We start from the raw sequence: 17883 nt of genomic DNA on the forward strand, positions 1-17883 counted from the left end.
TCACATCAACTGCATGAACAGATTTACAGACAAGCAAACAACCTGAAATACATAATGAAGCACCTTTTGATCCTTCTCACTGCCCTGCTGCTGGTGACGTGTAAGCGGACCATCGATGATCCCGCCGTCACGCCAACACCTACCCCGCCCAAGCCATTCGTGCCTAAATTCATTATTGATAAGGCAGGCGTACATAATGGAGCCAGCCTGGGCGTGCAGCCCGGCGATACCGTAGCCATTCAGGCTGGCACCTACACCAATCTGATTTTACAGGGATTCGTCGGTGCTCCCGGTAAACCGATTATTTTCCTGAATTATAAAGGCCAAGTGCAGATAAAAGGCACTACCCAGAACAACGGGAACTTCAGCATCAACGGTTGTTCCTACTTTGTCCTGACGGGTTCGGGAACAGAAGGGGTGCAGTATGGCTTCGATGTCAGTTCCACCTATAAGGACGTTTCGGCGCTGGTCGTTGCGGGCAAATCAACCAACTGCGAAATCACCCGGGTAGAGGTATCGCAGTCGGGTTTTGCCGGAATGATGATCAAGACCGACCCGAGCAAAAACGATCCGACAACCTGGCTGGGTAATTTCGTGATGAAGGACGTTCATGTGCACGACAACTATGTTCACGACACGCTGGGCGAGGGGTTTTACATTGGCAACTCGTTCTGGAACACGGGCCTGAATGGTCTGTATCCGCATGAAATCCAGGGTCTGCACCTGCACCATAACATTGTAAAGCGCGCCGGCTGCGAAGGGATTCAGTACAGCTGTTCGCCGGGCGCGAGTGTTCACCATAACCGGGTTAGTCAAACGGGTATTTCGCCGTTTTCCAACAGCCAGAACGCGGGCGTACAGATCTCGGGTGGGTCATCGGGTGAATTCTACAATAATACCATCGACTCGGCGCAGGGCGTCGGGCTGATCATTGTTGGTGCCGTTCGATCCGGCGATAGTCTTGTGGTACGTAACGTGTTGGTAACGAACAGCAACCAGTTTGCCGGTGCCGATAAACTCCCGGCGGAGACCTGTGCGGTATTTGCTGATGAGCGGAACACTCCACCGGGGGTTGTGGTAGGTGGCAGGCTGATTTTTCAGAATATAACCGTTGAAGGGGCCCGGCTCGACGGTATCCGCCTGTATAATCAGAGCCAGAGCAACATTATCCGTAAATCGATCGTGCGTGGTTTTACCCGGTCGGCCATCGACCGATCGCCTAAGTCGGTGCCGCTGCTGGAAGTAGAGAATTACTTTGGGGTAATTACTGCGCCGGCAGGTATTGGCTATCAGACCAATTAAAACCCAGACCGACTACTCAGTTACCAGAAAAGGGTCGTCCCGGTTGGCGTATGGAATTACACGCTAACCGGGACGAGTTCTTTTGAGTTATCGGATAGTTTAGCTTGAATTTACCAGTCCTCAACAACCAGAGACAACGGGCTTATTGCCACAGGAATGGGTGACGACTCAGCCGGCGACTGCTCAATGGCTTTGAAAATTTGTTTAACCGCTTTCTCAACACGCTGCCAGCCTGCCTCACTACGCAGGTTGATACCAATCATTTCCCGATTATTCTGAGCCAGAATCGTTAGATACGATAACCCGCCCATGACAATGGCGGACAAGGCCCGGTGATCGGCACCCTCCGAAAATGTGAGTTGATCAACCATTTTGGTCATCTCTTCGTCCTGGGCCTGACTAACTACATCGGCCAGCGTGTCCTGTTCAATAACCCGGGCTTTGAGCACCTCACGCGCGGCTTTAGACGCCCGAAATCGCTTAAACAGTTGCAACGCCTGAGCCGACCAGATAGAAGCCGGATTTCCCTGGTGCATATGATATAGCTGATCCAGCACAGCCGGCGAATAGTGAGCAAACACCGGGCTCGTCCGGACGTAATAATCCAGTAAACCGTCCAGACTGCCGAAGTAGCGGTAAATGAGTACTTTACTTACCTCGGCTTTTTCAGCAATCAGGTTGATGCCTACCCCGTCAAGTCCCCGCTGAGCCATCAGCTCTTCCAGCGCATCGACAATGCGTTGGGTAGTGGCTGCCCGATTCCGTTTCTGCTTGATCATATCATTAAACGTTGGATGTTGTTGTAAAATCAAAATAGGGTCTATTAAGTTTTAATGTATACTTACCCTATTCAGTTAATTATTTGCAAAGTAATGTAAACAGTAAGGTGAATAAAAGCCGTTCGATAAACAATAAGTAACTAAGCTGAAATTATTATAGTAGCCCTTTCAAAAAGCGTTCTGATGTTGTCTGTTACTCATCTAGTTGATTAATAAATACATCCGTGCAAAAATGTACATTGACTGCAGGAGAGTGGAAGGCTGTTGAAGTCTTTTAAATAATAAAAGTTAATTTAATTGACTACTATGCCTATTGATTAGTTGTTTTGCTAATAGATACTATAATAAATCTGTTTGTTTATGCCTTACACCATACTCGTCGCTGAGGACAATGAAGACTACTTCACTTTGTATGCGCGTCATGTCGAACGTTTTTTTGACCAGGTGACCTTGATTGGAGCGCAACATGGGGGCGAAGCTTTGGAGAAATTGCAATCGGGTCTAATCCCTAACCTGATCTTAGTGGACATTAAAATGCCTGTGATGGATGGTTACGAATTCCTCACCAGGCTGCGGGCCACTGAAGCATGGCGTTACATACCGGTTATTATCTGGACTGGCTATACATTATCCCGGGCTGAAGTGGTTCGTTTTTATACTGCGGGGGCTAACTCGGTCATGAGCAAGCATGATTCCATGAAAGATATAAAGGCATTCTGTCAGTACTGGTTTGAGATGGTTCAGATTCCCTAACCGAAGAAATCATGGAATAAGCGAGTCAATCGTAGTAGATTAATGCGCTTAAAAGTAATGGGTTACGTACCCGTTATGTATCGGGAGCTACGTAACCCATTGCTTTTAAGGGGCTTCTACACTGTAATCATTGATCCATCGAAGCGGTTAGCCAGAACCCGCTGAACGGTTTATTGTAATTGCTCTCCTGCTCTTCCAGAAGTCCAATGGTAACCTGTTCACCCAGCACACAATGAATCCGGTAATGAATTCCGGCAGCGTTTCTGCCAATAGACAGGTTTAACGCCAGTTTGTTCCGTTCATGCCCAACGGTCAGGTTGAGGCTCCGCCCACAGGCCTGAGCGTAGTCCATTGGTTGTCGGATCATCAGGTATCAACCGGGCTTCATTAAGCCATGCCCTCAATACCGTATAGCTGGTGAATTTCGTGATTAGGGAGTTAGCCGCCTGGGCTGCCTGCGAAGCCGGATCGGAGTACCGGCTAAAATGCTTGTCCCATAGCATGGTCATCCAAAGCGGCTTAGCCATTGATGACGAGTATTGCTGTGCTGAAATAACCACCTCACGCAAAAGCCACGCCTGTTGGAGCTGAGCGCGGCTTTTGTAAGCTGATAAACTCCCCAGCTCGGTCTTTGATGTTCAATTAGCGTACGAGCCAATATAGTTGATAGAACCGCAGGTTGTTCACACAACGTTTCTAAAAAATCTGTCCATCATATTGGGGGCTAAAATCCATTATTTCTTCTTTTCCTTAGGCGACAGGTCGGCTACTGAAAATCCAGATTGATTCTGTTCATATTTAGGAATTCTGGGGGCACCATGTACCTTGGGAGCCTTGGTGGCTACCTTTTTGACGTTTTTGTTTTTCTTTTCTTCGTGGGCCATGCTCTTGAGTTTATCTAAAGAACACTGATTCGCACAAAACGCTTTAATTTATTACGAAGTCTTTCCGTAAAAGTTTACCAAATAGGGAATTAAACGATGTTTAAAGGACTCCTGAAGAGTTATTCAGGGCTGGGTCCTGCAGTTTATGCGCAGGCCTTTCGCCTTGAAACATTTGTGGCTTTGCCCGGGCGGTGGATCGTAGAAGGTATAATTGCAGGCACAGTCGCTGGAGTGTTGATTACGAGCGGTGTCGATCAAATCGTCGGAAGTCACGAGTCGAGTGGTTCTTAAAACGGCTTTACATACCATTTTTAAAGCAAAGGCTTTCCGTCAAACGACCGAATGATTTTGAGATAAGACAATTTACGCTAGAATTGATTGACACGCATCCGTGTGATAACACGCTTATTTTGCCGACTTTTTAATTTTTATAAATGCAACTGATTCTGAACTAACTATGTAGTAAGCTAGTTACTATATAGACAGTAACTTACCTTTTGATCATATCCTCTCTGCTCGCTAAAATCTTTGCCTTTTTCGTAAGTAACACCGCAAACTACCTACGATTTTAGACGTCCGTCTTTTAGCTTGTCCGGCATTGATTCCCATTTCGACCCAATTAAATCAGTCGTTCTTTTCTCAGGCTCCTTATCAAACACCTTTAACGTACATTTCTTCTCTTAGCAAAATCGTTGGTCAATCGGTCTGGTGCCGGCTTCCTGGCTATAAGCTAGTGGCTAACTAACGATCCCTTCGGTCCTCATTTCACAACTGCTTCGGCTTGGGCTAATCCCTGACTCGGTTCAGCAAACGCCTACCGACCATGACCACGAGTGACCGCCCTGACCAGCCTTTCGAGCCCAGTCTATTATTGATTAGCCATGCCTTGTCGATTCTATGCGGCAAATGGCGGCTGTATATAATGCTGGTATTGGGTGAGCAAACGCTCCGGTATGGCCAATTGAGCGAACGGTTGCCTGACGTAAGCCAGAAAGTCCTGGCTGGTGAGTTGAAAGCCCTGGTTGCTCTGGGCGTGCTACAGCGAACTGTATATACCGAAATTCCGCCCCGGGTGGAATATCAACTTGCCCCAAAAGGCCTTTCTGCTTTACCTCTGCTGAGGCAGATTCAACAGATTGGTCAACTCATCACATAAGTGTTCTTTATGGCAACCAAACTCAAATTTATAAACACAAGCCAATCTGCCTTTTTTGCGACGGTTCGCGGGCGGGTCGATGCCTATTTTGCCCAGCGAGCCATCTCTCCCCACGCCAACCGAGCCATGTGGGCTAAAGCAGTCTTTTTTCTTGGTGGTTACGCGCTGTTTTACGGGCTGATTTTTTCTAATCATTTTGGCCCCTGGGTGATGTTGGGGCTAGCCATTGGCCTGGGGGTCTTTGCTGCCTGTATTGGCTTTAATGTCTCGCATGATGCGTTACACGGCGCTTTTTCAGCTCGTCCCTGGGTCAATAAACTATTAGGGGGGAGCTTTTATCTGCTGGGCGCTAATCCCTACGTCTGGAAGATTACCCACAACGTCGTGCATCACACCTACACGAATATTCCCGGTCATGACGAAGACATTGAAGTCGCCCCAGGACTTATTCGGCTTGATCCCCTGGAAAAGCTTCAGCCCTGGCATCGGTATCAGCAGTGGTATACCTTTCCCCTTTACGCCCTGGCTTCGCTATCCTGGGTATTGCGAAAGGATTACGTAAAGTTTTTCAAGAGCAGGATTGGCCACCACGACACGGCTAACCACCCCTCCCGTGAATATATTAAGCTTTTTGTGTCAAAAGGACTCTATTACGTATTTTTTCTCGTGCTGCCATCAATGGTGCTAAGTGTGGCCTGGTGGCAGGTGCTGATTGGGTTTATAGTCATGCACCTGGCTGAAGGATTAGTACTTGGTCTGGTGTTCCAGCTGGCGCACGTAGTGGAAGGCACCACTTTTCCTTTGCCCGATGAAACAGGTAATGTGCAGGACGCCTGGGCGATTCACCAGTTGCAGACAACCGCCAACTTTGCCCCCCAATCAATGCTTGCTGCCTTTTTCTGCGGTGGTTTAAACCGCCAGATTGAGCACCATCTGTTCCCTAAAATTTGCCATATCCATTACCCAGCCATCACCGCTATCGTTAAACGGACCGCGCACGAATTTGGCTTACCTTATCTGGAAAATTGTAGCTTCGGCTCGGCGCTGTATTCTCACTTCCGGCTATTGCGGGCCCTCGGCCGGCCGGTTTAGTGTCTGGTTGGTCATTCGCCCGTGGCTAGTATTTGCAAATGTCTATCTGAGCAATGACCTTTAGTGCTTGCTTAGGTAGACATTTGTATTGAACAGAATCATCTCACCCCTAATCGAAACGATCGGATAAACGTTCTGTCACCCTGGTTGATCAGGGCAGGAGCTGATTGCTACCCGCGGCTTCAGACAGGCATTTTATAAAGAGCGAATCGATCAACCCAGTTAATTACGTCGATAATGATTAAACAAATTTATGTAGTACAAGCAGCTGATTGGGCTAGAGTTCATGGTTTTGCCGATATAAAAGCGAACGCCGAGGGCTATCCAACACCGATTGCCTATGGCCGCCAACAGGATGGGGAATCGTTCACTCCGGATGTAACGGGCAAGCAGTTCAATCATACATCCTACTTTGAGGTGGTGCTGAAAACCAGTGAACGGGAACATCTGTTATCCAAGCTCAAACTGCTTCACCAGCTCGCTACGTTACAGGGCGGACAACTTTACCTGATGGCACCAAAAGGCCACGCGCCCTTTGCCAAATCGATACTACTCAGCAGTCGTATATCGGCCGAAGTTATCCCCTTACAATAAAGTGTTGGGGATGCGGTAAACAGGCAGGAAACCAAGCCTTATACAAACGTTCAGACCGTCTGTGGACGGCCTCGTTCCTCCAGACGGTATCCAATAAACTGGGTGGCGTAGCTATTCTTGTTGGGTAGCGTACTTTATGCGCAGAATTCATGGGGGACACGCCGTTCGCCAACGGACTCGTGTCCCCTGGCGTCTTGCAATGAGGAGAATGACAGAAAAGCGGCAACCCGTTTCAACCGACTTTTTCACTATTGAAATTCCATGTCGGCGCCAAAGGTGTGTTGGGGAATTAACCCTGCAACGAACTTATTAATGCGAATGGTTTGACCTACCCTTACGGTTTTGTCAATCACTTGGTCACTGTGGCCTACCTCAACACCCAAATCCGAGTAGTAGAAAAAACGTAAACGTATGGTTGTATAGTCATGCTGCTTTGAAGCGTTATAAATTGAAAACGAATGCAAAGCCATTGACCCGGCTTCCCCTTTCTGCCAGGTGTGTTTATTGATAGTTAAATCTCTCCTGGCATTTGGCCTGGCTGCTTTGATCACGGCTGCTTTCTGTTGGTTTTCTAAACCGTCAATTTCAGCGGGCGTGGCTTTCCGGGTTATTCGACCAATCAAACTCAGCACGAGTAAACCACCCAGGACATATAGTGTAATTTTTAAGCACTTTTTCATACAAGGGGGCTAGGTATAGCTACTAAGCGAAAACCAGAATTCTCAGGATACGTATAGCGCATTTGTTACTGCCTACCCATCTCATGGCTCGGCAGGCAGAATCAGTGTGGCATTCAGTGGCTCAGCCCAAGATTAGTGTAAACTAATAGTAGGTCGGCATAGTATCCATCTGCTGTACAAGGCTACCAGGCGCAGTTGGGTTGCCGGTCCAGGCACGGCTAACCAGCCAATATAAGCGGCTTATAGGGTTGACGAACATAAGTTCTCGTCGCTAGCCTATCGGCTGACTTAGATTGAGCTTTACTACCGTCGTCATAAAGCGTCAGCATGGGTACCGATGCAATAAAGGGCTGTGCGTGTTTTTTGCGGCCACTGGCCAGCCTATCTGTCCGCCATCTGTGATAGGGAATTGTCACCAGTAGATCAACTGAATGGGCAGCCAGATAAGCATCTATACCCTGACGGGCATCCAGCGCCTGCAAGTGAACGATAGCCGGTTGAATGGGGGTGAAATACTGCTGGATGAGTGTTTCCTTTTCGTAATGCATGACGCTTTTCGGTGGAGTGTCAATATTCAACAGAACAAGGGAAGCGCCTTTAATGGTGATCAGCTCTTTTAAAGAGCTAAGTTGTTCGGTATCCACTGGATTAGCTAAATCAGTTGCCAGCACCACCTCGTGAACCCGTCTGGAGGACATATTAACGGGCACGATCAGCAGATTTGACTTGAGTTGGTCAATTAAATTCGTTGCGCGTTGACCAAACCACTCGAAGCTATCTTTTCTGGCACCGATGACTACCAGATCATAGCCTTCCAGAAGGACGGCCCGCTCGACCGTCTGGAGCAATTGCCCTGGGCAGACTGATGACCGGAAGGTATGCCTTTCCGTGCTGGCCTGGCCCTGTAACTCCATCAGTAAATTCTGAAACAGGTCATCATAGTCTACGCGGGCGGTTCCGAAATTAAATAAAGGCGTGAAGCCTTGAGATCGCTGCGGGTGGACACAGAGCAGATTAAAATCAGCGTCGATTTCGCTAAACAACGAGCGAGCTACAGCCAGGGCGTTATGAGAGGCTTCCGAAAAGTCGGTCAGCACAAGAATCTTTTTCATGCATGAATGGGTAGTTATGGCCTAATAAATAGCGTATTGGAAAGCCCGGGCAGGGCTCCCTGCAGTAACGATGTTTTGGTCGGCCCTGTACAACGAGCCATCTGGGCAACATTGTTGATCATCGGCCGTAATGGACCATGCTGGTAGGGTAAATCGTAAGTACCTGAGAATGTACTGCCGTCAAGTCGGCCATCCGCTATTCATAAGCGCCGACGCTAGCCCACTACACCAGTGATCCTATGGATACCTGCTTCAATTGTCACGTGTAGACTCTTGCCAATCCATTGCTGCAGATCAATGCCCCCGCATTCACTCGCCTTGGGGCTTGTGCCTTTACCCAGTACCGGTCCATCTAAAATGCGAACAGGAACGCGGCAAACCAAGCCACTATTCGTCTGGGTAAACAGATATTGAAAGATAATGCTCATGGCTGGTATGAATGGCCGGGTTGCCCGTTGCTGAGGAATTAAGTCGAATCGTTTGGTGGCATGTTCGACGGTCTTGTATAAAAAAGTACGGGGCTCTTCCTGTACCAAATACGGCTTATTATCTACCGGAATAGGTTGCAACGCAATGGGATGGTGCTGTTTTTGAACGGTTTTTGTCATGTTAGTAGCTGTTTTCTTCCAGTAATAATACCTTGGGTAGAGAAACGCTTCGTTCGTTGTCTCCCACAATTCACGTCAGCTACACCAGGGCAATATCTCCATTGGCTCGAATTACCAATTCGTCTTTAAACAGAAGGCTCTTTACGCTCACATCCCGCACGCCTGGATGTTGCGCCAGAAAGCGTTGATGGGCCTTTTCTTCACTAATGTTCAAATAAGCCCTCTTCCAGGGTTTAGGGCTAATCGAACCATATCCTGTGACTACAACTAAGGTGTTAGCTTCCATGGGTGAAATGAGAGTTGACTAAGGGACGGCCAGCCGTTGAAGAAAAGCCTGAAGAGAAAGCCGGGATCAGGCTACAGCTAAACCAAGGATATAATGTTCCTCGATGCCCTTAAACTTACGAAGCTCAACAGCCAGATCCTTACCCTGCCAAGTGATCGGATCAACGCCGTTAATCGTGTTTTTGCTCATACTGAGCTCAGGACCACCCTGAAAAACATTCATGATGTTAATCTGTACTTTGGGAGTCATGACTTGCCCGTTTACAGCAAAGAGCGTATCAAAATTTATGCGCATAGACATCGGATTTGTTGGTTAATAGTGAAAGAAAAGTGTATGACTAAGAGCGGTCCATCTCGATAAAGCCAGTACCTGTATACTGATCAGCCAGGCGTTCAAACTGAGGAATCAAATCGAACCGGTTTGCGGCCTGGGCGCCAGTCAGATACACCAGTGTGTCGGCTTCACCCCGGATGAGATAAGGCTTTTTATCTGCAGGAATTGGCTGCAAGGGAATCGATTGGCGCTGTTTTGAGGACATCTTGGGCTGGTTATACATACACTATTTAGTTTAATTCGGGTTATTGGCGTCAGGCCACTTACTGCAGCCTGAGCAGCTACTCGGCCAGGCTTATGGACGCTTATTGACATAGACGGAAGAGAAATCGAAGCCCATACCCAGAACTGGTAGCTCAAGGTACTTTGCTTCAGGCATCGACCAGGTAGCGGCCAGCCTGGATGAAGGCCCGCATCAGATGTCGGTAGAAGTAAACCCGGTCCCGACCGATAAAGAACGCTTGTTCATTCTTATGCTCGCAGCTAAAAGCCAGGCCATTGGAAAAACATCCGCTGCCCGCTCCGTAAAAGTAATTGAGGCCAGGAGAGAGAATTGTTAGGCCGCGCTGGGTAGGCCCTACCGGGCTGATGACAAAGGCAGACTGCCGCATCACGTCCAGTAGACTGGTAATGTCCTGGGGTTTACCGTCTGCACCTACCTCATCCGTAAAGTCAATGCGCTTACCCCTCAACGAAGCCTGCCTTACCAAGGCGCTGATGGCTAGAATCAGTTCAAGCCAGCGCGCCTGACTCTGAGGGGTGAAGGGCGCAGAAGGTTTGAAGACCGGTGATTGGAACAGGTGGGCAATCTGGGATAACTGGTCAGTCAACTGCGGCTTGGTCCAGATTGCATCGGGATAATCGATCATCATTGGCGGCCTTTGACGGTCGGTTAGCATGCACGCAGCAAAGCTGTTACACTGTAAACACGATTGATAACGAAATGATTACAGTATATTCGAAGATAGTTAGCTACTTTGATAAATACAGCCTAAGGACGTGGCGCCCATGGCTGACGGATGAGTCTAATGCTTGTTGAGCGCTCGCCCAACAGGGGTTATCATTCAGTTTAAAACGGATAAACAACCCCCTTTTTCTCGCTCGCTTGATGTATTAAGAAATTGCGTCCCATTGAGCGTCGGTCAGAACGTTCAATGGGACGCCGGGACGCCGGAGTAGTCATTACTTTGTATCAGGGTCGATCCACAACCGTTCGGTGTTGCCCTTTTTACAATTCCCGATACGTTCTTAAAATCTCATAAAAACTCCCGATGATCAGGCGTATTGAGTAATCCGCTAATTCTATCCTTGTTCGACCCTATTACACGTGAAAACCAGATAACGAAACAGTGCACGGACAGAAACGATTATAGAATCAAAGCCATAACAGCTCATGCGACCACTTCAGAACCGTTACCCTATAGCGCCAACTTTGGGCGGTTTTCTCGATGATCGCTGTCTTAAGCTGAGCGAAGCCCTGGCTTATTACACAATGTTCTCACTGGCTCCACTGCTGGTATTAATCATGTCGCTGGCAAGTATCTTTCTAGGCCAGGAAGCTATTCGTGGTCAGATCTTTGGCCAGCTAACGGATTGGTGGGTAATGAGGCCGCTGCGCAGATTCAGGACATAATCAAAAAGGTAGAGCTGTCGGGTCAGACCAACACCGTTTTGATTCTGGGCATTGTTACCTTACTGCTGGGAGCCACCAGCCTCTTCGTTAAAATTCAGGACTCGGTCAATCTGATCTGGCGTGTTAAAGCCAAACCCGAGAAAGGGTGGCTCAAACTGCTAATACACCTTGTTTGTCTTAGGACTTGCTGGTATCATTTTTGACACGGCCAGGATGCCGGTGCGATCAGAAAGTTAACCTCTTTGTTTAATTACGCTTCAGATAGACCTGAATCAGCGGTTCCGGCCGGAATACATGCTCTCTGCTTACTAGTGAGCGGCCTTTTAACCGGTTGAAACGCCGTAGGCGCTATCAAAACGGGTGATTGAGGAGTTATGTGTCTGAGTAAACCAATTTTTCGGATGATTATAGAACTGTATGCCGCTCAGCCGGCGGAGGCAGCCGGAGCGCCTGACTTACCCGTTTCCAATTTACAGGGCGAACTGCCCGAACAGGAACCCGCGCTCGACATGGGCGATTTGTTGGGGAGCTTCCCGTCCAGAGAAGAAGCAATGAATTTTGTCCAATACCGGGCAGCGGCTCACCAACGGGAAGTAGTGGATACCCACAGTGCTCCGTTCAACGATTACGTGCATATTGAGTGGCTAACGGTTACATTCAAAAATGAAGACCAGTCAACCCATTCAGAGGGGTATTATCTGGTATCCGACGAAGGGTACTAGCCTCGCTATCCGGAATTCAGACCCGGATTTATTTATGGGTCAGCTGCGCTCTGATCCGGCTGAGCGAAGGGCCTTTGATACCCAGGTACGACGCGATGTGGCCTAGCGAAACGCGATTGAGAATATCGGGCTGGTTTTCGATCAGGGCGACGTAACGTTCTTCGGCGGTCTGCGTCAGTAGGCTCTCAGACCGGGTCTGATTGAACAGGAAATACTGTTCGGCCAGAATCCGGCCGAACCGCTCCCAGCCGTGGGATTGTGCATACAGCTGTTGCAGGTGTTCATGCTCAATAACCAGCAGTTCGGCATCTTCCAGGGCTTCGATAAGGTAAGGGCAGGTCGTTCGGGTCAGTAAACTTTTCAACGAGGTTAAAAACGTATTTTCGGCGATGAAGTACAGGTTATGTTCCAATTCAGTGTTGGGATCGACGTAATAAACCCGGAATAACCCTTTCAGAACAAAGCCAACATGCCGACAGATAGAGTTGCTGAAGTTGAAAAATTCGTGCCGGCCCATCGTCCGGAAACGCCAGTATTTATTTGCCATCAGCATATCGGCTTCGGACAGCTGCGCAAACTGTTTTAGTTGATGCTGTAAGATAAGATGCTTTGCAGAAATCATTCGCCAGTGGGTTATCAGTCGTTCAGCGGGGGGCTTGACCCGAAGCCAGGTCTGGAGGCCATTCTGTCACTTTTTAACATAAGTGAAAAATTGCCAGCGACGCTCCCTGTACTTTTGGCCTATCATAAACCAAATCGCTAACAAATCTAATTCATAGAGTATGAAAATCACCCGTAAATCGTCGGCCCACTGGGCAGGAACTGGCAAAGATGGTAAAGGCACGTTAACCTCGGCCAGCACAGTCCTGAACAACACTCAATATTCGTTCAACACCCGGTTCGAAAATGGCGTCGGTACTAATCCAGAAGAGCTTGTTGCAGCTGCCCATGCGGGCTGTTTTGCCATGCAACTGGCCTTTAATATTCAGAATGCGGGTTTCGCGGCCGATTCACTGGATGTTCAGTGTGCTGTCACGCTGGAAGATAGCGGTATCACCAGTTCAAAACTAACGCTTAACGCCAGCGTACCGGGTTTGGATAAGGCCAAGTTCGATGAGTTGGTTGATCATGCCGAACACAATTGCCCCATTTCGAAGCTGTTGAATACCAGCATCAGCGTTGAGGCTACCTTAGCGTAAGCAGGCTTTTTCAATCCAAAACAAGCGGGCCCGTGATGTGCACGGGCCCGCTTGTAATGAAATCAACCGCAGCAGAAGTTATCCCAAGAAATTACGTAACCTCGCCAGGAGCTTAGCTATCGGTTTGGCGCCCCATGCTGAAGCCGGTACTTTTGTGCATCCATTTTGGGTATTGAGCGTTCGTGGGTTTGGATAAGTTGTGATCCAGAAACCCTGGAATGCCCTAACTTCACGAAGCCCGCCAGCATTTTGCAGACGCTTTTAGTATTCTTGCTTTTCGTTACGTTCTTCTGGAATTCCGGTAATTCTTCTTCAGCCATCCATTCAGGTTTCGTTGCGGGTCTGGTAATCAGACAACCGGTATTTACCGGGTCTGCGTTGCGACCGCAGTCAACGATTCAGCAACCGGATCAGCGACGAGTCCGAACGAGCCGCGCCAAACAGGCGCAAGTTCGGAAACGGACGGCTACAAAAGCCCGGCCGAAACCGATAAAAAAAGCTGGAAAAACCAAAAGCTCTCAACGAACGCGTTCGTCTACCCGTAAACTAGTCTCCCGAAAGCCGCTCAGCGGAACCATATTTTACCTGGCGTCGGGGCACGGCGGTCCCGACCCCGGCGCAATTGGCCGGTTTGGTCGATTCCTCCTGCCCGAAGACGAGTATGCCTATGACGTAACCATCCGGCTGTCGCAGATTCTGAAACAACAAGGAGCCACAGTATATATGATGGTGCAGGACCCCAACGACGGCATTCGCAATGACGCTGTGTTGAAGCTGGATCAGGACGAAGTTGCTTACCCCAACCAGCGTATTCCTTTGAACCAGACCGCCCGGCTCCGGCAGACCACCACGGCAGTTAACCGGCTCTACGCCCGTCATAAGGGCGCTTACCAGCGGTTTATTACCATTCATGTTGACAGCCGCAGCCGGGGGCAGACCATCGACGTTTTCTTCTATCACCATGAGCGTAGCGCGGTTGGTAAACGGCTGGCCGAGCATATCCACCGGCGCTTCCGGACGAATTACCGGCGTTACCAGCCGGGGCGGCCGTATCTGGGCAGCGTCTCGACTCGTAGTAGTCTGTACGTCGTCCGGAACAGCCATCCGCCCACGGTGTTCATCGAATTAGGGAACATCCAGAACCGGCAGGACCAACGGCGGTTTCTGCCGGCCTCTAACCGGCAGGCGCTGGCCAGCTGGCTGGCGCAGGGGATTCTTGACGATTACCGGTAGTACACCTGAAATAAGTTCTTTACAGCGCCTGATCAGTCAACTCATACAACCGACTTTCCTTAACGAATCGACCGGACGTACTGATAAATTGACGCCAGTTCTTTGGTGTCGTACTGGGCCGTCATTTTCCAGGGCATATTATCGTTGCTCATCTGATGCCCGCCAGGCGTTTTTCCGGTGCGCAGCGTCTGAATAAACTGGGCTTGTGTCCACTTGCCCACGTTGCCGCTGCTGGTGATGTTCGGCAGGGGCGGGAAACCGGGCGCTACCGGGTCGCCCCCTTTCAGGTCGGGCCGGTGACAACCACTGCACGACACGGTCAAATATTTTCCCTGCGCAATACCTTCAATGGTGTCGGCCATGGCCACCATCGGTTTGGCATGATCAATCTTTTCGACCGACAAAAGCGGCATCTTATCCAGATACGTCATCAGACGGACCACCGGCCCAAGCTTGTTGCCGGGCAACTGATTATTGACCGGCGGCAATTGCTGGCAATAGGCGATAATCGCGGCCATATCGGGTTTAGAAAGCAGCGTCGTTTCGTGCGAGGGCATGAACAACAGCGGCTGTCCCGACCGGCTTACGCCATGCCGCAGGGCCATCACCCAATCGGTAGTGGTGTAATCAATGGGCAAACCACCTCGGCCTTTCGTCAGGTTGCGGGATACCAACCGACCCAGCGGAGCATCGTCCATCATGACTTTACCGGCCAGATTTGTGCCGTGGCAGTCGGTACAGCCTTTAATGGCCACCAGGTGTTGCCCCCGGTTTAGGGTCGCTGTATCGGTCGGAATCGACAGGTTTTCTTTCGCAAACGAGTACGTTTTTTCGGTGCGGCTGGTGATGTTTGTTGAGATCGCAAAATACGCAATGAGCAGTAAGACGATCACGGAGCCCAGCACAATGCTGGTCCATTTAAGGATGTTTCGGAACATGGTTTCGTTTAGTTACCAAAGAGTTTGTGAATGGTGAGCGGGTACCCGTTGCGTGGACGATCGGTTGGTTGGGGTACACTGGTTAGCAGCCAGCCGCTCGGTTACTGAGCCGATGGAGAAATCCTCCCATCGGCGGTAGCGGCATCAGCCGTCTGTACCGACAGACTGTAGGCCTAAAAGGCACCGATGAAAAAGTGGGAGCAAAGAATAGCGGGCAGCAGGCAGTGTCTGATTAGCATCTGTATGGACACAGGTTTTTCATAACCTGATGCCCAAAATTGCCACTACGAACCCGTTCTGAATGAGGAGTGAAGAATCAACTGTTAAGCTATATGCATGAAACCGCAGAAATCCCGTTGAATTGTAAAGTGCATGGGAGTAAGGAACTCGCAGGCGTTAAGCGGCCGTCGTTCAGATGTAGTAGGGCCCGAATGGATTAGCCGGGCCATTGTCTCAATAGCGTGTAACTTTATTGTAGGGAACAAACGTTAGTAGCTGCAGGAGGAGTGTTACCATGGGTACTTATGTCATAATCAGTATAACCGCCGGTGTAGTAGGGCTCAGTGTGTTTGCGCTGTGGTGGGAAGCGCGCCATACCAAACAGAAAAAGCACAGGAAGAAAAAGAAGAAAAAGCGGAGTGCCGTGTAAGCATCCCTATAAACAAAGAGTCGTCCGAAGCGAATTGGCTCAGACGACTCAGACCGGGTATCTATCCGGCTAAAATCCAGCGCGCTCAGGCGTGCTGGCGATTATGAATACCTTCTCCGATTTCTTCAATCATTTTCCGATTGAAGGCCGGAATATCATCGGGTTTACGGCTGGTAACCAGACCCATATCAACCACCACTTCCTGATCGACCCAGTTCGCACCCGCGTTACGCAGATCGGTTTGCAGCGAGGGGTACGATGTCAATTTGCGGTTCCGCACTACGTCAGCTTCAATGAGCATCATAGGTGCGTGACAGATGGCGGCAACAGGTTTTTTCTGTTCAAAAAAATGCTTGACGAACTGCACGGCTTTAGGCTCCATCCGGAGTTTGTCGGGATTCATGACCCCGCCCGGCAGCAGCAACGCGTCGTACTGGCTCGGGTCGGCTCCATCCAGCGGCAGATCGACAGGGTAACTGTCGCCCCAATCCGTTTCATTCCAGGCTTTTACCTCACCACCTTTCGGCGCAATAAGCTGCACGGTTGCTCCGGCTTCTTCAAGGGCTTTTCTCGGTTCGGTATATTCGACTTCCTCAAAGCCTTCCGTCATCAGGGCGGCTACTTTCTTGCCTTGCAGCTTCTTTTGATTTTCCATGCTGTTGAGTCATTAGATTCTGAAATTTCAACTTCTGTTTTTTGAAAAAGTTTTGAAAGTACCCGTTGTCTGTAACCTGGTTGACTAAAGACGCTGTTCTTTATTTGATGAAGATCAGGCCGATAAGTGTGCCGGAAGATGCCCGTTTGAACGGCTCGTTTCAACGTCCGATAGGAGGGATATCGGCCCGTAATTAAACCGGATTCAGTAGCTTTGGCGTATTGATTGAACGTAGCGAATAACGAAATGAAATTAGTTCTGTCCAGCGGCTTCGTTTTAGGGGCGCTGTTGCTTTCCCTGCCGGGTGTTAATCTGGTCAACGAGCCCCAACCGATTAACCGCCAGCTAACGCAGACGCGCTTCATCAGTAAAAACCCCATTGTAGACGGCTGGTATGCCGATCCGGAGGGCGTCATCTTCGGCAAAACGTACTGGATTTACCCGACCTATTCGGCTCCCTACGACGAGCAGACGTTTTTCGACGCGTTCTCCTCGCCCGACCTGGTTCACTGGACCAAACACAGCCGGATTCTGGACACCCAAACGGTAAAATGGGCGAAACGGGCGGTCTGGGCGCCCTCGCCCGTGTATGCCAACGGCAAGTACTACCTCTTTTTCGCGGCCAACGATATCCAGAATAATCAGGAATACGGCGGGATTGGCGTGGCGGTATCCGACAAACCATCCGGCCCGTTCCAGGACGCGCTGGGCAAACCCTTGATTGATAAATTCCAGAACGGTGCCCAGCCGATTGACCCGCATGTTTACGTCGATGACGACGGGCAGGCGTATCTGTACTACGGCGGCTGGCGGCACTGCAACGTAACGAAACTAAGTAAAGACCTGCTGAGTCTGGTGCCCTTCGCCGATGGAACAACGTACAAGGAGATTACGCCCGACAAATACGTCGAAGGACCCTGCATGCTCAAGCGCAACGGCAAGTATTACTTCATGTGGTCGGAAGGGGGCTGGACGGGGCCGGATTATTCCGTGGCTTACGCCGTGTCCGATTCGCCCTTTGGGCCGTTTAAACGCGAAGGGAAAATTCTGCAGCAGGACCCCGCCGTCGCGACCGGTGCCGGCCACCACTCCGTCATTCACCTGCCCAATACCGATACGTACTATATCGTCTATCACCGTCGCCCGTTGGGGGAAACGGCCGCCAATCATCGCGTAACGTGCATCGATCACCTTCACTTCAATCCGGACGGCACGATCAAGCCCGTTCAGATCACGGCGGAAGGCGTAACCCCACACTTGATTAACTGAGTCCTG

At 49.8% G+C, this 17883-nt stretch carries 22 protein-coding genes and 1 pseudogene; 10 read left to right on the forward strand and 13 right to left on the reverse strand.

The annotated features are described in order from the left end of the window. Positions 1-54 precede the first annotated feature (54 nt). Positions 55-1302, forward strand: coding sequence for a right-handed parallel beta-helix repeat-containing protein (locus HNV11_RS11535; protein ID WP_171739807.1), 1248 nt, complete (start codon positions 55-57; stop codon positions 1300-1302). Between the two features lie 110 nt (positions 1303-1412). On the opposite strand, the gene HNV11_RS11540 is transcribed toward HNV11_RS11535, so the two are convergent. Then, entirely contained in the window at positions 1413-2081 is a 669-nt protein-coding gene (locus HNV11_RS11540) for a TetR/AcrR family transcriptional regulator (RefSeq protein ID WP_171739808.1), read from the reverse strand. 360 nt (positions 2082-2441) lie between these two features. Between HNV11_RS11540 and HNV11_RS11545 the strand changes: the two genes are divergently transcribed. Next, a complete protein-coding gene (locus HNV11_RS11545; RefSeq protein WP_171739809.1) occupies positions 2442-2834 on the forward strand; it encodes a response regulator in 393 nt (130 codons plus the stop codon). Positions 2835-2961: 127 nt separating this feature from the next. Here the strand turns inward: HNV11_RS11545 and HNV11_RS11550 are convergent, their stop codons facing one another. Together HNV11_RS11550 and HNV11_RS11555 are read right to left on the reverse strand one after the other, a co-directional pair. Continuing rightward, on the reverse strand, positions 2962-3186 hold the full coding sequence (locus HNV11_RS11550) for a hypothetical protein (RefSeq protein ID WP_171739810.1): 225 nt from the start codon (positions 3184-3186) through the stop codon (positions 2962-2964). A gap of 382 nt (positions 3187-3568) precedes the next feature. Next, positions 3569-3718: a hypothetical protein gene (locus HNV11_RS11555; RefSeq protein WP_171739811.1), complete on the reverse strand. Its 150-nt coding sequence runs from the start codon at positions 3716-3718 to the stop codon at positions 3569-3571. Between the two features lie 823 nt (positions 3719-4541). On the opposite strand from HNV11_RS11555, the gene HNV11_RS11560 reads away from it, so the two are divergent. The 3 genes from HNV11_RS11560 (at position 4542) to HNV11_RS11570 (ending at position 6560) form a co-directional block, all read left to right on the forward strand. Continuing rightward, positions 4542-4874: a winged helix-turn-helix transcriptional regulator gene (locus HNV11_RS11560; RefSeq protein ID WP_171739812.1), complete on the forward strand. Its 333-nt coding sequence runs from the start codon at positions 4542-4544 to the stop codon at positions 4872-4874. Positions 4875-4883: 9 nt separating this feature from the next. Next, a complete protein-coding gene (locus HNV11_RS11565; RefSeq protein WP_171739813.1) occupies positions 4884-5966 on the forward strand; it encodes a fatty acid desaturase family protein in 1083 nt (360 codons plus the stop codon). A gap of 237 nt (positions 5967-6203) precedes the next feature. Then, positions 6204-6560, forward strand: a complete 357-nt coding sequence (locus tag HNV11_RS11570) for a hypothetical protein (protein ID WP_171739814.1) — start codon at positions 6204-6206, stop codon at positions 6558-6560. 248 nt (positions 6561-6808) lie between these two features. Here the strand turns inward: HNV11_RS11570 and HNV11_RS11575 are convergent, their stop codons facing one another. From HNV11_RS11575 to HNV11_RS11605, 7 genes are all read right to left on the reverse strand, one after another. Beyond that, a complete protein-coding gene (locus HNV11_RS11575) occupies positions 6809-7240 on the reverse strand; it encodes a hypothetical protein (RefSeq protein WP_171739815.1) in 432 nt (143 codons plus the stop codon). Positions 7241-7458: 218 nt separating this feature from the next. After that, positions 7459-8352, reverse strand: a complete 894-nt coding sequence (locus HNV11_RS11580; RefSeq protein WP_171739816.1) for a universal stress protein — start codon at positions 8350-8352, stop codon at positions 7459-7461. 215 nt (positions 8353-8567) lie between these two features. After that, complete coding sequence (locus HNV11_RS11585) at positions 8568-8960, reverse strand: hypothetical protein (RefSeq protein WP_171739817.1); 393 nt, start codon at positions 8958-8960, stop codon at positions 8568-8570. Between the two features lie 79 nt (positions 8961-9039). Continuing rightward, positions 9040-9246 carry a hypothetical protein gene (locus tag HNV11_RS11590; RefSeq protein ID WP_171739818.1) on the reverse strand — a complete coding sequence of 69 codons (207 nt, stop codon included), beginning with the start codon at positions 9244-9246 and terminating at the stop codon, positions 9040-9042. A 66-nt stretch (positions 9247-9312) separates the two neighbouring features. Further along, a complete protein-coding gene (locus HNV11_RS11595) occupies positions 9313-9546 on the reverse strand; it encodes a hypothetical protein (protein WP_171739819.1) in 234 nt (77 codons plus the stop codon). A gap of 37 nt (positions 9547-9583) precedes the next feature. Continuing rightward, the gene (locus tag HNV11_RS11600; RefSeq protein ID WP_240163947.1) at positions 9584-9784 is read right to left on the reverse strand and encodes a hypothetical protein; all 201 of its coding nucleotides are present in this window, start codon (positions 9782-9784) and stop codon (positions 9584-9586) included. A gap of 166 nt (positions 9785-9950) precedes the next feature. Next, positions 9951-10451 carry a hypothetical protein gene (locus tag HNV11_RS11605; RefSeq protein WP_171739821.1) on the reverse strand — a complete coding sequence of 167 codons (501 nt, stop codon included), beginning with the start codon at positions 10449-10451 and terminating at the stop codon, positions 9951-9953. Between the two features lie 521 nt (positions 10452-10972). On the opposite strand from HNV11_RS11605, the pseudogene HNV11_RS11610 reads away from it, so the two are divergent. Further along, positions 10973-11373: pseudogene (locus tag HNV11_RS11610) on the forward strand (YihY/virulence factor BrkB family protein); the annotation flags it as partial. Between the two features lie 240 nt (positions 11374-11613). Beyond that, on the forward strand, positions 11614-11934 hold the full coding sequence (locus HNV11_RS11615; RefSeq protein WP_171739822.1) for a hypothetical protein: 321 nt from the start codon (positions 11614-11616) through the stop codon (positions 11932-11934). Positions 11935-11962: 28 nt separating this feature from the next. Here the strand turns inward: HNV11_RS11615 and HNV11_RS11620 are convergent, their stop codons facing one another. Then, positions 11963-12556, reverse strand: coding sequence for a Crp/Fnr family transcriptional regulator (locus tag HNV11_RS11620; RefSeq protein WP_171739823.1), 594 nt, complete (start codon positions 12554-12556; stop codon positions 11963-11965). A gap of 160 nt (positions 12557-12716) precedes the next feature. Between HNV11_RS11620 and HNV11_RS11625 the strand changes: the two genes are divergently transcribed. Both HNV11_RS11625 and HNV11_RS11630 read left to right on the forward strand, forming a co-directional pair. Continuing rightward, on the forward strand, positions 12717-13133 hold the full coding sequence (locus HNV11_RS11625) for an OsmC family protein (RefSeq protein WP_171739824.1): 417 nt from the start codon (positions 12717-12719) through the stop codon (positions 13131-13133). Between the two features lie 378 nt (positions 13134-13511). Next, positions 13512-14366: an N-acetylmuramoyl-L-alanine amidase family protein gene (locus HNV11_RS11630; RefSeq protein WP_317168107.1), complete on the forward strand. Its 855-nt coding sequence runs from the start codon at positions 13512-13514 to the stop codon at positions 14364-14366. Between the two features lie 59 nt (positions 14367-14425). On the opposite strand, the gene HNV11_RS11635 is transcribed toward HNV11_RS11630, so the two are convergent. Together HNV11_RS11635 and HNV11_RS11640 are read right to left on the reverse strand one after the other, a co-directional pair. Further along, positions 14426-15304 (reverse strand): c-type cytochrome, encoded by an 879-nt coding sequence (locus HNV11_RS11635; protein WP_171739825.1) that lies wholly within the window; start codon positions 15302-15304, stop codon positions 14426-14428. Between the two features lie 734 nt (positions 15305-16038). Continuing rightward, a complete protein-coding gene (locus HNV11_RS11640; protein WP_171739826.1) occupies positions 16039-16608 on the reverse strand; it encodes a type 1 glutamine amidotransferase domain-containing protein in 570 nt (189 codons plus the stop codon). 246 nt (positions 16609-16854) lie between these two features. Between HNV11_RS11640 and HNV11_RS11645 the strand changes: the two genes are divergently transcribed. Continuing rightward, positions 16855-17877 (forward strand): glycoside hydrolase family 43 protein, encoded by a 1023-nt coding sequence (locus HNV11_RS11645; RefSeq protein WP_171739827.1) that lies wholly within the window; start codon positions 16855-16857, stop codon positions 17875-17877. Positions 17878-17883 lie beyond the last annotated feature (6 nt).

This window comes from Spirosoma taeanense (genome assembly GCF_013127955.1).
Lineage (GTDB): Bacteria > Bacteroidota > Bacteroidia > Cytophagales > Spirosomataceae > Spirosoma > Spirosoma taeanense.